We start from the raw sequence: 14034 nt of genomic DNA on the forward strand, positions 1-14034 counted from the left end.
GGCCACCCGACTCCCTGGTCATTCTTTTACGATGAGTCATTCCTTCAAGTCGGCCTCTTCAAAACTGAACAAGGTATCCGGCATCACGTAGAACCCAGTCAGTTTTTTGCTATTAGCCGACACCAAACGCTCTGTCGCCAGGAAAATCCACGGCGCATCCGCCCAGATTTTGTCCTGCGCATCTTTGTACAGTTTCTGTTTTTCCGTCCTATCCGTCGTTTTCAACGCATTCGCCAGATCCGCATCCACCTGCGGATTGCTGTAAAAGGCCGTGTTGAATTGCGCCGGTGGCCAAGAGGCCGTGGCAAACAGCGGCGACAGCGCCCAGTCCGCTTCCCCCGTCGAGGCTGACCAGCCGGTGTAGAACAGGCGAACGCCCGTTTCCTTAACGCCCTTACCTTCCACTTCGGCGGCGCGTTGCCCCGCATCCATCGCGGTCACCTGCACTTTCACACCAACCTGCGCCAACTGTTGCTGCGTGAACTGCAAAACTTTCTGCGCCGTACTGTGGTTATGCGACGACCACAGCGTGGTGGTGAAACCGTCCGGGTAGCCCGCTTCTTTCAGCAGCTCACGCGCTTTGGCCGGATCGTAAGGCCACGGGTGATATTTTACCGAATAATCAATGCTGCTCGGCAGTGGCCCTTCGGCTGGTGTCGCATAGCCGGAGAAGGCCACTTTAATCAGCGCCTCTTTGTTAATCGCGTAGTTTAACGCCTCGCGTACTTTCGGGTTATCAAACGGTTTCTGCGTGACATTCATACTGATGTAGCGGTGCAGAATCGACGGCGACGCCACCAGCGCCAGTTTGTCATTTTTCTCCAACACCTTGGCCTGCTCGAACGGTATCGGATAAGCAAACTGCGCTTCACCGGTTTGCAACAGCGCCGCACGCGTATTGTTATCCACCACCGGACGCCAGGTAATGCTGTCCAGTTTCGGCAACCCCGCCTTCCAGTAACCGTTAAATTTCTCGACTTTGACAAAGTCGGTCTGGTTCCAGGCCACAAAACGGTACGGACCGGTGCCGACCGGATGGAAACCAATGTCCTTGCCGTACTGCTTTAATGCTGCCGGCGAGATCATTACCGCCGCGGGGTGCGCCAGATTATTCACGAACGCGGAGAATGGCGTCTTCAGCGTAATTTTCACCGTCAGATCGTCCACCGCCTCGGTTTTGTCGATCATCTTGAACAGGTTATATCGCTTCAGGCGATTGTCGGGATTACTGGCGCGATCCAGATTCACTTTCACGGCGGCGGCGTTGAACGCCGAGCCATCGTGAAATTTGACACCCGGGTGCAGCTTGACGGTATACGTCAGGCCATCTGGGCTCACGTCATAGCTGTCCGCCAAGACGTTCACCAGCTTCATATCTTTATCGAAGCCAAAGAGCCCCTGATAGAAGGACTTCGCTACCGTCTGCGATAGCGAATCGTTGGCATCATACGGATCCAGGCTGGTAAACGTGGACCCCACGGCGATAACCGCATCTTTGGCTGCCCAGACGGGTGAAGCCGCCATCGCAGCGGTTACTCCTGCAGCCACTAACCAGCGCCGCTTTATCGTCATTACGCTCATGCTACGTTCTCCTTGTGAATCCCTGTCAATACGCGCCGGCTATCGGATGGTGCGCAACAAAGTGTCGCTCACCGACCTGAACCAGAGGCGCCGTGATCGGCTCGTCGCCAAGCGCCCGAATCGGGCTGGGTATTTCATCAACCAGCAGCACCTGCTCACGCTGGCGGCGTGAGGGATCGGCAACTGGTACTGCCGACATCAGTTTGCGGGTATAAGGGTGTCGAGGCCGCTCGAATACATCTTGCCGCGAGCCAATCTCGACAATCTGTCCCATGTACATCACCGCCACACGATGGCTAATACGTTCAACCACCGCCATATCATGTGAAATAAACAAAAACGCGATGCCGAATTCACGTTGCAGTTCCAGCATCAGGTTGATGATTTGTGCCTGAATCGACACGTCCAACGCGGATACCGCTTCATCCGCTATCACCACTTTAGGGTTCAACGCCAGCGCTCTGGCGATGCAAACACGCTGGCGCTGGCCGCCGGAAAATTCATGCGGATAGCGGCGGGCGTGTTCTGGCTCCAGCCCTACGCGCGACAACAGCCACTCAACGCGCTTTTCTGCTTCCTGCCGACGGCAAATGTTGTGCACCAGCAGTGGTTCCATAATCGAGAAACCAACCGTCAGACGAGGATCCAGTGACGCATAGGGATCCTGAAAAATCAGCTGAATATCACGCCGCAGGTGCTGTAACGCGCCCCCTTTCAGCTGATGGATTCGCTGGCCGTTAAAGGTAATCTCGCCCTTCTGACTTTCAACGAGCTGGAGCAACGCACGGCTGGTGGTGGACTTGCCGCATCCCGATTCGCCAACCAGCGAGAGCGTTTCGCCCGGCCAGAGATCGAAGCTGACATTTTCCACCGCATGCACTTGTCGGGTCACGCGGTTCAATAAACCACTGCGAATGGGAAAACGCGTCACCAGATTGCTAACCCGCAAGATCGGTTCCGACTGTGCGGGAACGGTATCCTGCGGTACGTTGTCCGCAATACGCCCCGAGCGTTGATCCAGCAGCGGAAATTTTTCCGGGAAAGGTTGGCCGCGCATGGATCCTAACGCCGGTACCGCCGCCAACAGCCCCTGAGTATAAGGATGCTGCGGTGCAGTAAAGATCTGCCCAACGCTCCCCGCTTCAACGCTTTCCCCACGGTGCATAACCAGTACGCGCTCGGCCATTTCCGCCACCACGCCCATGTCATGGGTGATGAAAATCACAGCCATTTCCATTTCACGCTGTAACACACGGATAAGTTGCAGAATTTGCGCCTGAATGGTGACATCCAGCGCGGTCGTCGGTTCATCGGCAATCAGCAGCGACGGCTTGCAGGAGAGCGCCATTGCAATCATCACCCGCTGGCGCATACCGCCAGACAGCTGGTGCGGGTAGCGATCCAGCACGTTACGCGCTTCCGGTATTCTGACCAGATCCAGCATGCGCAAGGTTTCTGCTCGCGCGGCGCGTCTGTCCATCCCCTGATGTAAACGAATCGACTCGGCAATCTGTTCGCCGACGGGGAAAACCGGATTCAGCGACGTCATCGGCTCCTGGAAAATCATCGCCAGATCCGCCCCCCGTAATGTGCGCATCGCACGCTGACGGGCACCGCGGAGATCCAGCACCTGTCCATCGCGACGGCGAAATAGCATATCCCCTTGGTGAATCACGCCGCCCGCATGTTCAACCAACCGCATCAGCGCCAGCGACGTCACCGACTTACCCGATCCCGACTCTCCGACGATAGCCAGCGTTTCGCCCCGATCGACAGAGAACGTCAAATTACGCACCGCATCTGTCCGCTGCCCCTGCTGCTCAAAATAGACACTCAGGTTGCGCACCTCCACCACCCGTTTTTCAGGCAAAACCAACCCCGGAACAGGGGAAGATAGCGAGGCATAATGATCCTGTGTGGGCGACATGAACGGCGAATCTCCATATAAATGCGGCTGGAATCAGCGCAACGCGGTCAGGGACAAATTATCAGCGATTTTCGACTATATTTAGCGCAAGGTATGATGTAAAGCGGAAACTGAAATCGGCACGGTGAAAAATTTCTTTTTATAACATTAAGTTAATTGCCGTAAAGACACGCAATCAGAGGCAATATGTCCTGCAAATCCGCCCACTTTTGCCCAAATGGTTCAACTTGTGGGCAGAAGGCCACTGTTTTACGCCATGACCCTGCCGCTCCGTGCCTAACGAGAATTCATGCGCCAAAAGCCCTATTCCTTGACCTGCCTACATTCACCCCCGTGACGAACTCTGACATAATTAATACTGGCATAGGAAACGGGTTTTCGCCTATGAACGGCGCGTTGCCGCAACACGATTCTTACTGATGAAATAAGTCATATTAATAAAATCAGTCGTATTGATGAAACACACTGTGGAGTGAAGATGGAAAGCGTTAACGCAGGTTTACTGACTCTTGAACAAGCTCTGGAAAACATGTTTTCTCAGGTTCCTTCCCTTACCGAGACAGAGCGCGTATCCCTGTTCGACGCCGCAGGACGGATCACCGCCCATGCGATTGCCTCCCCGATTAACGTCCCGCCTTTCGCCAATTCCGCGATGGATGGCTATGCCGTACGCTGCGCCGATTTGTCCGCTTCAACAACGCTGCCGCTGGCGGGTAAAGCGTTCGCTGGCGCCCCCTTCACTGGTGACTGGCCTGCCGGAACCTGCATTCGCATCATGACCGGCGCGCCGATTCCCGCAGGAGCCGATACGGTGATCATGCAGGAAGAAGCTGAAGTCAGCGAGGACGGTATCCGCTTTCCCCATGAGGTAAAACCCGGCCAGAATATTCGTCTGGCGGGAGAAGATATTCAGGCGGGTGCCAGCGTGTTACCCGCAGGCACCAAGCTGGGCGTGGCGGAGCTGCCGCTGTTGGCATCACTGGGGATTGCGCAGATTGACGTGGTGCGCCGCCTGAAAGTCGCGGTGTTTTCAACCGGTGATGAGCTGCAACCCGTCGGCGAACCGCTGGCAGACGGTCAGATTTATGACACCAACCGTTTCGCCGTCCGTTTGATGCTGGAACAGCTGGGCTGCGAAGTGCACGATCTGGGGATTATCCGTGACGATCCGGCCGCGCTGCGCGCCGCGTTCCACGAGGCCGATCAACTTGCCGATCTGGTGATTAGCAGCGGCGGCGTTTCCGTTGGCGAGGCGGATTACACCAAGCAAATGCTGGATGAACTGGGCGATATCCACTTCTGGAAGCTGGCGATCAAACCCGGTAAACCTTTCGCCTTCGGCAAATTGCAACACGCCTGGTTCTGCGGCCTGCCGGGGAATCCGGTTTCTGCTGCGCTGACGTTCTATCAACTGGTTCAGCCGCTGCTGGCCCGCCTGTCTGGCTATACACAATGGCACCTGCCGCCGCGTGTTCGCGTCAAAACCACCAGCGCACTGAAAAAGACGCCGGGGCGCACCGATTTCCAGCGCGGCATTTTCAGCCGTAACGCACAGGGTGAACTGGAAGTGAGAACCACCGGGCATCAGGGTTCACACGTTTTCAGCTCATTCAGCCTCGGTAACTGCTTCATCGTACTGGAGCAAGATCGCGGTCGCGTCGCCGCTGGCGAATGGGTCGAAATCGAGCCCTTCAATGCGTTGCTGGGACACTGAGTATGTTGCCGGAACTGAGCGATGAAGAGACGCTGCGCTACAATCGACAGATTGTGCTGCGCGGCTTTGATTTTGACGGACAGGAAAAACTGAAGGCTTCACGCCTGCTGATTGTCGGGCTGGGTGGGCTAGGCTGTGCCGCCGCGCAGTATCTGGCCGCGGCGGGCGTCGGCCATTTAACGCTGCTGGATTTTGATACCGTCTCTCTGTCTAACCTGCAACGCCAGGTTTTGCACCGCGATGCCCGTATCGGCATGGCGAAGGTTGAATCGGCACGTCTGACGTTATCCGACATGAATCCACATCTTTCGCTCGATACGGTTGATGGCGATCTCGATGACGAAGCGTTGAGCGAGCTGGTCAGCAAACACTATGCGGTGCTGGACTGTACCGACAATGTCGCCATTCGCAACCGCCTAAACCGCATTGGCTTTCAGCTTAAGAAGCCGCTGATTTCTGGGGCGGCAATTCGAATGGAAGGCCAAATCAGCGTCTTTACCTATCAGCCCGATGAACCTTGCTATCATTGTCTCAGCCGTCTGTTCGGTGCCAATGCGCTGACCTGCGTCGAGGCAGGCGTGATGTCGCCGCTGGTGGGTACCATCGGAAGTTTGCAGGCGATGGAAGCCATTAAGCTGCTGACCGGTTACGGCAGGCTAGCGACAGGGAGGCTGCTGATGTTCGATGCGATGACGCTGCAATTTCGTGAAATGATGCTGCCGAAAAACCCGCACTGCGACGTCTGCGGCAAATCAGGCTGAAAAAGGAAAGATTGGCATCCGGCACGATAAGCCATTGAATACGGCGAAAATCAGTGACACAGTACCAAGGCAAATCATCACGTAAACTGAGGAACACACCATGAGTAATGCTTTTTTGCAGTCAATCAAGGCCCGTCGTTCAATCTATGCCATCGGCAATAAGTTACCGATATCAGAAGATCAGGTTACCGCCCTCATTACCGCAGCCGTTAATGAAAGCCCCTCCTCTTTTAATTCACAAAGCTCACGCGTTGTGATTCTGTTCGGCGAGCAGCATCACAAACTGTGGGATATTGTTAAGCAGCAGTTGAAGAAAATTGTACCAGCAGACGCTTTTGCCCCGACAGAAAATAAACTCGCTTCTTTTGCCGCTGGCGCGGGTACCGTCCTGTTCTTTGAAGACACCGCCGTGATTGAATCACTACAGGAAAAATTCGCGCTTTATGCCGATAACTTCCCGGTCTGGTCTGAACATTCAACCGGTATTGCTCAGTTTGCCGTGTGGTCTACGCTGGCGCAGGAAAAAATTGGCGCCACGCTCCAGCACTACAATCCACTGATCGACGATGATGTTAAAGCACAGTGGGATCTACCAGCCAGTTGGAAGCTGCGTGCTCAAATGCCATTTGGCTCAATCGAGCAGCCGGCCGGTGAGAAAACCTATATTTCCTTTGAAGAACGTTTCCGCGTATTTAAATAATCCGCTGACTCATTCTTTATAAACAAACAGGGACACCATGTGGTGTCCCTGTTTGTTTTAGGTTCAGATTTTAATCAGGCACCGGTGGCGCAAAAACCTGAATCGCCTTTTCTCTGATCCCGAATACCGCTGGCGTTTTGCCAATCAGCTCACCGTCGGCATTGATATCGTGCGGCTTCGAGGTACTCAACGTCAGTTCTCTGGCAGAAAAAGCGCGGACTTTGCGCCAGCGACCATGCGTTCCCTTGCGGATAAAGGGAATCAGCGCCACCATTTCCCACCAGTGAGAAACCTCCAGACTATACACATCCAGCCGACCATCATCAGGCGCAGCACTGTCTGCCACCGCCATGCCGCCGCCGTAGAAACGTCCATTCCCCACCGACACCTGTACCGTTCTCACCCGCTCTTTGATGCCGTCATGCTCAATTTCCACGCGGAAAGGACGGCTTTGCTTCAAAAGCTTAAAGGCCGCCAGCGCATAGCCTAATGTTCCCCACCGTTTCTTGGATTTCGCCGACAGCCCGCGCGCCAATGCAGCAGAAAACCCAATACTGGAAACGTTAAAGAACAGATGCCCGTTGACCTCACCCAAGTCAACGGCGCGCCGCTGCCCGTTAGCGATAACCTGCACGGCCTGCCGAATCTCTCTGGGTATCCCCACCGTACGGGCAAAGTCATTCGCCGTCCCTAATGGCAGCACGCCCAGCGGCAACCCGGTATCCACCAGGCCGGGCGCGGCTGAATTCAGCGTGCCATCGCCACCGCCGATAATCACAAAATCCACCCGATCCGCATACGCACGTATAATATCGCTACACGAACCCGTGTCTTTTTCATCCGGTTCGACGATGCCAATCTGGCTTTGTTGTAATAATTCTTTCACATAGCGCGCGGAGGAATCACCGTTCCGCGCCTGTTTATTAATAAATAAAAGCGCTGTTGGGCCTGATTCCTTCGCTGCTGAATAATGGCTCATCGTCATCCACCCAACATCATTGATTGATTAAATCTAACCATAGGGATAATCAAACCGACAAGAGAGCTTTAACAAGCCCACAATAAAATACAAAACATTACGTTCCGGCAGTCTGCCGCTAATACTTCCACACGGGAACCACTATACTGAATTCTACGAGTCAGCGACTCCTTTACCCACTGTTCCATAACGTCATTCCAGTAAAATGTTGCATCACCATTTTTATGTGAAAACAGGGATTTACTCATTTATCTCATCAATGATTCTCTGGGGAGATTACTTTGCAGACTGGATTCATCAATAACGCCCGCTGGCTGGATAAAACACGCGCAATCATAATACTCGGCTCCATGCTGCTCGCCGCCTTTCTGGTGATTAGTTGGACCAGCTATGAAGTCGCTAAAGAGTCGCTGGAAGAAGAGATCGAAGAAAATACCCTACCGCTGACCAGCGATAACGTTTATTCGGAAATCCAGCAGGATTTGTTAAAACCTATCTTTATTTCGTCGCTAATGGCGCACGACACTTTTTTACGCGACTGGGTGCTGAAAAATGAAAGCGATCCGCAGGCCCTATTCCGCTATCTGAAGGAGATCGATCGCCGCTTCAACACCGTATTTTCGTTTTTCATTTCTGATAAAACCGGGCTCTATTACGATCAGCAACGCATCCTGAAAACTGTCTCGGAATCATCTCCCGACGATCAATGGTATTTCCAGCACAGAGCGCTATCGGATGACATGCCTTACGTTGTCGATCTCCGCGTCGATCCTGAAGAGCGCACTCGTCTGGATATTTTCATCAACCATAAAGTCATGGATTATGAAGACAATTTTATTGGCATTACTGGCGTAGGCATCCCGGTTGAGCGCGTTAAACATCTTATTGAAAAATACGAACAGCGCTATAACCGGACCATCTATTTCATTGATAAAGAAGGCAACATTACGCTACACGGGGAAACCTACACCCGTCCGCTGCAAATTCAAGAACAGCCGGGGCTGAACCGGATCGCGACCACGATTTTGACTTCTCCCGGCGGTGCTTATGAATATCAGTCAAACGGGGAACAGATTTTCCTCAACACTCGGCTCATCCCTGAATTCGGCTGGTATTTGATGGTTGAGCAAACCAGTCACCCCAGCGAAAAACGGCTGTTCACCACGTTGCTAAAGAATCTGGGCATCAGCACGTTTGTCAGCGTCCTCTTCCTGTTCCTGTTGTGGTTGACCATTGGCGGCTATCAACGTCGTCTGGAACAGATGGCGACGACCGATAAATTAACGGGCCTCATGAACCGTCAGGCATTTGATTATTTATTCCGTCGTCTCGGGACGAAAAATGCCTTACAGCATAAATCGCTCTCCCTGATTCTGATTGATATTGACCACTTTAAGAAAATTAATGACAAGTACGGCCACAACGTCGGAGATCTGGTTTTAAAAGAGGTTGCCGCCATTTTATCGAGCAACACCCGCTCCAGCGATCAATCCTGCCGTTGGGGAGGCGAGGAATTCGTCATTTTGCTCGACGATTGCGATCTCAACGCCGCACAGCAGCGTGCCGAAGCGCTACGCCATGGTATTGAAACCACGCACCTTCCCTACCGTGAATGCGTCATTCAGGTGACAGCCAGCTGCGGCGTTGCTGAATATCGGGCAGGCGAGACACTGAGTATGCTGATTAACCGCGCCGATATCGCGCTCTATCAGGCGAAACAGCAGGGGCGTAATCAGGTGGTAAGTTCGGCGTAATAGCCATCAGGGCAATAGCAACAGGAATAGTGGCGCGTGGATAGTGCCCGCATGAATAGTGCCTGCATGAATACGCAGGCACATTTCGATAGAAAACCAGCGGGCTTCAATAAGGTATCAAACGGATTATGTTCGGTTTCCCGTTTGCCGTTTCAGCGTAATAGAGCAGGTGTATCGGTCTGCCGGATGGATCGACACCGTGGTTTCAAAGACGTTTCCCGAGCGGTCAAGATAATGGCGGATGATTTTTAATGCCGGATAGCCGACATCAACGCCCAGCGTTTTCGCTATTTTGGCCGGAACACCCACGGCAGAGATCGTCTGGCGCACTTCTTCCCCCTGTACGCCGTAGTGCTTTTCAATCAAATCGCTAATTAAAGCAAACGGATCGCTGCGCACCAGACTTTTGACCTTGGCATAATCCGGGCTAACGTAGCTATCAGTCCAGCAGATCGGGGAGTCCTTTTTCTCGCTGTCTTCACGAATGCTGGCAATATGCAGCCAGCGATCGCCCGGCTTGCCGCCGATAATCTGTGCCAGTTCAACATCCGCCACGATTTCATCAATCTTCTTCACGACGCGCAGATTGGTTTTTGCCAGTACGAACAGATCCTCAAGGCTAGCCAGAGGATGGTTGCGTTCGCGCTTTTCATCATTATCGACAACAACCGAGCCCACGCCCTTGCGACGGGATAGCAACCCCGCCTCCGTTAGATCGCGCAGCGCCTCCCTGACGGTATGTCGACTGACCTGATACTGCTCACAGAGCTCCAGTTCGGAGGGGATTAACGACCCCGCCGGATACAGGCCTAGCGTAATATTTTGGCTGAGTTCACGGGCAATACGCTTATACAAGGGTTCTTTCATCGGCTCACGCTCTTAATCAATATTGATGCCCTGCATCACAAAATGACACTCATCTGCTTCCCTAACTTGTCCGTACATGTTGTTATAAGCATAACATGTACGGACATTTAAACTTGTCCGCATATTTACTCTTTCAGGTCATATCCGTTATCAAGGGAAACACGCTTCATTTTATTGCAAATATGGCCTGCATCTTATCACTAATACACTCGCTTCAGGAGGCGTTATGGCTTCGAATGTGCTTGATTCAGTCCTATTCCGTGATTCATTTGGTACCCCGGAAATGCGGGCGATCTTCGATGATCGGGAACTCATCCGTAAGTATGTAGAAGTAGAGATCGCACTGGCCAACGCGCAGGCGCGCTGTGGCGTAATTCCAGAAGACGCTGCCGCAGAAATTACGGCCAGCTGTAACGCCGACACGCTCGATTTTGAGCTGCTGCGCCACGAAACAGAAATTGTGGGCTACCCTATCCTGCCGCTGGTACACCAGATTTCCAAACAAGCTGGCCAATCTGGCGGTTATGTACACTGGGGCGCAACAACACAGGACATTATGGATACCGCCGTGGTGCTGCAAATCCGTGATGCCTTCGCGTTAATTGAAGCGGACATCGACGCCCTGCGCTCTATTTTGGCCGGGCTGGCCGCGCGTTACCGTAATACGCCAATGGCTGGACGTACCCATTTACAACAGGCACTACCGATTACGTTCGGCTACAAAGCCGCCATCTGGCTGGATATGTTCGACCGTCATGCCGAGCGCCTTGCCCAGATGCGTCCTCGCGTACTGGTAGGCGAGTTCGCGGGTGCTGCGGGGACATTGGCGTCGTTGGGCGACAAAGGGCTGGCGGTACAAAAAGCGCTGATGGCCGAGCTTGGCCTGGGCGTACCAACCTCAACCTGGCATGTTGCTCGTGATGGATTTGCCGAAGCCGTCAACCTGCTGGCAGTAATCACAGGTTCGTTAGGGAAAATTGGCTATGACGTCATGCTGATGGCCTCCAACGAATTCGGCGAGCTGTATGAACCGTTTGTCAAAGGCCGCGGGGCCAGCAGCACCATGCCGCAAAAACGTAACCCTATTTCCAGCGAGCTGATGCTGGCCTGTTCCAAGGGCGTTCGCCAACAGGCTGGGTTAATGCTGGATGCGATGGTGCAAGATCTGGAACGCGCCACAGGCCCATGGCACGCGGAATGGATCGCTATTCCAGAAAGTTTCATTCTTTCTGCGGGCGCACTTCATCAGGCCAAGTTCATGCTAAACGGTCTCATTGTTGATGAGAAAATGATGCTGAAAAACCTCAATATGACCAACGGCCTGATTGTGGCAGAAGCCGTTATGATGGGGCTGGCACCGTATATTGGGCGTCAGGAAGCTCATGACATCGTTTACGATGCCTGCCGTATCGTGAATGAGAAAGGCGGCACGCTGGCCGATGTTCTCAATGCCATGCCTGGCGTCTCCAGCAGACTCGACCCCAAATTAATCGAAGACCTGACTAATCCCGTCAATTATTTGGGCAGCGCGCCTGAAATGGTTGACCAGGTATTAAATAAAACGGAAAGAAAATAGTCATCACCGGCGATTATCCGGTATCACCCTAATTAACAGACTGAGATCGATACGTCCCAGACGCAAAATAATAACGCGTCTGGGCAGGCTCTCTGTTGCCGGGAATGATGGCGGATAATAATGGCTTGCACGATTAAGGAGACGTTATGTCATCCGAATCATCCACCAAGAAAAAAATAGTCGCAGTTATTATTCCTCTCCTGCTGGGCCTGATTATCTGGTTTTCTCCGGTTCCCGATGGCCTTACGCCGCAAGCATGGCATATGTTCGCGATTTTTGCCGCCACCATCGCAGCAATATTGACGCAGCCTCTGCCGTCGGGCGCGATTATGCTGCTTGTCCTTTGCATCACTATTTTCACTGGAACATTAACAGAAGCGAAAGCGTTAGCAGGTTTTTCCAGCGGCACCGTCTGGCTCATTTTTTGTGCCTATATTCTTTCTCTGGGTTTTGTGACATCCGGATTAGGAAAACGCATCGCCTACAAAATGCTGTCGCTATTCGGCGGAAGCAGCCTGGGGATCGCGTATTCACTGGGCGTTTCCGATCTCATCATGGCGCCCGCCATGCCATCCGTCACGGCGCGTTCGGGGGGAATTATCTTTCCTATCGTGCGTTCCATTAATGAAGTATTAGGCTCAACACCCGGCGTTAGCGGTAAAAAGATCGGGGACTTTCTGATCATGGTCTGCTTTCAGTTTACTCCGATCACCGGCGCGATCTTCCTCACTGGCATGGCCGCCAACCCGCTCGTCGGCAGCCTGGCGAAAACCTCATTAGGCGTAGATATTACCTGGGGCGGCTGGTTTATTGCCGCTGTCGTACCCGCCATGTGCTGCTTCTGTCTGATGCCGTTGCTGGTGTACAAAATACTGAACCCAGAACTGAAAAAAACACCAGAAGCCAAAGAGATGGGACGCCGGTCGCTGGCGGAATTGGGCAGCATGAAATCGGCAGAGAAAAAAGTCGCGTTTGGCTTTGTTCTCGCGCTGCTTGGCTGGGGCACCAGCCTGATCACCGGTTTTTCTGCCACATCCGTCGGGTTGGCATTAGTTGCCTACCTGTTCGTCACTCAGGCCGTCCAGTGGAAAGACGTACTTAGCGATCGCGCAGCCTGGGATACGGTCATCTGGTTCAGCGTCATTATCAGCCTCGCCGCAGGATTGTCTGACCTCGGCTTCATCAAGTGGATGACCGTTAAGCTGGGTAATTCCATACAGGGTTTCGGCGCGATGGAAACCTTCGTTATTCTCGGCATCCTTTATATCTATGTGCATTATCTGTTTGCAACCGCCTCTGGTCACGTAGCCGCGCTCTATGCGCCCTTCGCCGCCACCGCCATAGCCGCAGGCGCGCCGCCCATGATGGTCGCCATCTGTTTTGGGATTTTTAGCAACCTGATGTGGGGAAATACCGAATACGGCGGTGGCCCCGGCCCTATCTATTTTGCTCAGGGATATTTTGAACGGCACCGTTTCTATAAAATCAATTTCTGCATCGTCACGTTTAACGTCGCCCTGATTTTTATCGTCGGTTTAGCGTGGTGGAAACTGATTGGCTATTACTGATCGCCTGTCTTATACGTCCGCAAAAAATAACGGGAGGCCATTTGCCTCCCGTCATTTCTTCATTAGCGTTATTCAACTTTTCAGCCACTAAATGCCATCATCTTTCGTCTGCACCCAAAACGCATGCACCAACCCAGGAAAATAACCTAACAGCGTCAGAATAATATTCAGAATAAATGCCCCACCAATGCCTTTCCCCAGTAACACGCCCAACGGTGGCAGGAGAATAGTCAGTACAATACGCCAAAATCCCATATCAACCTCCGTAACGTGATGATTCCTTATGAAAGTAGTTCAGCACATGGGATTTGTCAGTACGGGATGAGATGATTGAGAGTAATCTTTGCAGAGAAAATGAAAGCATGGGTTACAACGCCTCCAGAGCCGCACCGTTCTCCATCAGGGCATGTATCATGACGTTCACTCGTGCCTGTGCCCGATTGATAAGATGACCGAGGTGTATTTCACTCGCCACCAGATTGCTACATTTGACTGAGAGTTACGCAAGGCCATTCATGAAGCAAGGCCACATCTTGTATAGCGAATGGAAACTTGTATAGCGCATAGAAACGCCTGTTCTCACCGCCTTCCCGTAATGTGCGTTATA

Annotated in this window: 11 protein-coding genes; 6 read left to right on the forward strand and 5 right to left on the reverse strand. The window is 52.9% G+C overall.

Annotated features, from left to right (window positions below; all coding sequences use genetic code 11):
* Positions 1-36: 36 nt before the first annotated feature.
* Positions 37-1581 (reverse strand): glutathione ABC transporter substrate-binding protein GsiB, encoded by a 1545-nt coding sequence (gsiB, locus tag BUB06_RS13250; protein ID WP_175552162.1) that lies wholly within the window; start codon positions 1579-1581, stop codon positions 37-39.
* A 25-nt stretch (positions 1582-1606) separates the two neighbouring features.
* The gene (locus BUB06_RS13255) at positions 1607-3508 is read right to left on the reverse strand and encodes a dipeptide ABC transporter ATP-binding protein (protein ID WP_039473454.1); all 1902 of its coding nucleotides are present in this window, start codon (positions 3506-3508) and stop codon (positions 1607-1609) included.
* Positions 3509-3986: 478 nt separating this feature from the next.
* Between BUB06_RS13255 and moeA the strand changes: the two genes are divergently transcribed.
* The 3 genes from moeA to BUB06_RS13270 all read left to right on the forward strand — a co-directional run bounded on the left by moeA (position 3987) and on the right by BUB06_RS13270 (position 6683).
* Complete coding sequence (gene moeA, locus BUB06_RS13260; protein ID WP_039473456.1) at positions 3987-5222, forward strand: molybdopterin molybdotransferase MoeA; 1236 nt, start codon at positions 3987-3989, stop codon at positions 5220-5222.
* A gap of 2 nt (positions 5223-5224) precedes the next feature.
* Positions 5225-5983: a molybdopterin-synthase adenylyltransferase MoeB gene (moeB, locus tag BUB06_RS13265; RefSeq protein WP_039473458.1), complete on the forward strand. Its 759-nt coding sequence runs from the start codon at positions 5225-5227 to the stop codon at positions 5981-5983.
* A gap of 100 nt (positions 5984-6083) precedes the next feature.
* Positions 6084-6683, forward strand: a complete 600-nt coding sequence (locus BUB06_RS13270) for a nitroreductase family protein (protein ID WP_039473459.1) — start codon at positions 6084-6086, stop codon at positions 6681-6683.
* 70 nt (positions 6684-6753) lie between these two features.
* On the opposite strand, the gene BUB06_RS13275 is transcribed toward BUB06_RS13270, so the two are convergent.
* Positions 6754-7668: a lipid kinase gene (locus BUB06_RS13275; RefSeq protein ID WP_039473461.1), complete on the reverse strand. Its 915-nt coding sequence runs from the start codon at positions 7666-7668 to the stop codon at positions 6754-6756.
* Positions 7669-7943: 275 nt separating this feature from the next.
* On the opposite strand from BUB06_RS13275, the gene BUB06_RS13280 reads away from it, so the two are divergent.
* Complete coding sequence (locus tag BUB06_RS13280) at positions 7944-9416, forward strand: sensor domain-containing diguanylate cyclase (protein ID WP_039473463.1); 1473 nt, start codon at positions 7944-7946, stop codon at positions 9414-9416.
* A gap of 126 nt (positions 9417-9542) precedes the next feature.
* On the opposite strand, the gene BUB06_RS13285 is transcribed toward BUB06_RS13280, so the two are convergent.
* A complete protein-coding gene (locus tag BUB06_RS13285; protein WP_039473465.1) occupies positions 9543-10283 on the reverse strand; it encodes a GntR family transcriptional regulator in 741 nt (246 codons plus the stop codon).
* A gap of 226 nt (positions 10284-10509) precedes the next feature.
* Between BUB06_RS13285 and BUB06_RS13290 the strand changes: the two genes are divergently transcribed.
* Positions 10510-11859, forward strand: coding sequence for a class-II fumarase/aspartase family protein (locus tag BUB06_RS13290; protein WP_039473467.1), 1350 nt, complete (start codon positions 10510-10512; stop codon positions 11857-11859).
* A gap of 146 nt (positions 11860-12005) precedes the next feature.
* The gene (locus tag BUB06_RS13295; RefSeq protein ID WP_039473469.1) at positions 12006-13427 is read left to right on the forward strand and encodes a DASS family sodium-coupled anion symporter; all 1422 of its coding nucleotides are present in this window, start codon (positions 12006-12008) and stop codon (positions 13425-13427) included.
* A gap of 87 nt (positions 13428-13514) precedes the next feature.
* Here BUB06_RS13295 and BUB06_RS13300 read toward each other — a convergent pair whose 3' ends face one another.
* Positions 13515-13682: a YqaE/Pmp3 family membrane protein gene (locus BUB06_RS13300; RefSeq protein WP_010280855.1), complete on the reverse strand. Its 168-nt coding sequence runs from the start codon at positions 13680-13682 to the stop codon at positions 13515-13517.
* Between the last annotated feature and the right edge of the window lie 352 nt (positions 13683-14034).

Source organism: Pectobacterium carotovorum (assembly GCF_900129615.1).
GTDB classification, from domain to species: Bacteria; Pseudomonadota; Gammaproteobacteria; order Enterobacterales; family Enterobacteriaceae; genus Pectobacterium; species Pectobacterium carotovorum.

Excerpts from the sequence above, each read along its gene's own strand:
- gsiB (WP_175552162.1), bottom strand. The coding sequence starts at position 1,581 with ATGAGCGTAATGACGATAAAGCGGCGCTGGTTAGTGGCTGCAGGAGTA.
- BUB06_RS13255 (WP_039473454.1), bottom strand. The coding sequence starts at position 3,508 with ATGTCGCCCACACAGGATCATTATGCCTCGCTATCTTCCCCTGTTCCG.
- moeA (WP_039473456.1), top strand. The coding sequence starts at position 3,987 with ATGGAAAGCGTTAACGCAGGTTTACTGACTCTTGAACAAGCTCTGGAA.
- moeB (WP_039473458.1), top strand. The coding sequence starts at position 5,225 with ATGTTGCCGGAACTGAGCGATGAAGAGACGCTGCGCTACAATCGACAG.
- BUB06_RS13270 (WP_039473459.1), top strand. The coding sequence starts at position 6,084 with ATGAGTAATGCTTTTTTGCAGTCAATCAAGGCCCGTCGTTCAATCTAT.
- BUB06_RS13275 (WP_039473461.1), bottom strand. The coding sequence starts at position 7,668 with ATGACGATGAGCCATTATTCAGCAGCGAAGGAATCAGGCCCAACAGCG.
- BUB06_RS13285 (WP_039473465.1), bottom strand. The coding sequence starts at position 10,283 with ATGAAAGAACCCTTGTATAAGCGTATTGCCCGTGAACTCAGCCAAAAT.
- BUB06_RS13290 (WP_039473467.1), top strand. The coding sequence starts at position 10,510 with ATGGCTTCGAATGTGCTTGATTCAGTCCTATTCCGTGATTCATTTGGT.
- BUB06_RS13295 (WP_039473469.1), top strand. The coding sequence starts at position 12,006 with ATGTCATCCGAATCATCCACCAAGAAAAAAATAGTCGCAGTTATTATT.
- BUB06_RS13300 (WP_010280855.1), bottom strand. The coding sequence starts at position 13,682 with ATGGGATTTTGGCGTATTGTACTGACTATTCTCCTGCCACCGTTGGGC.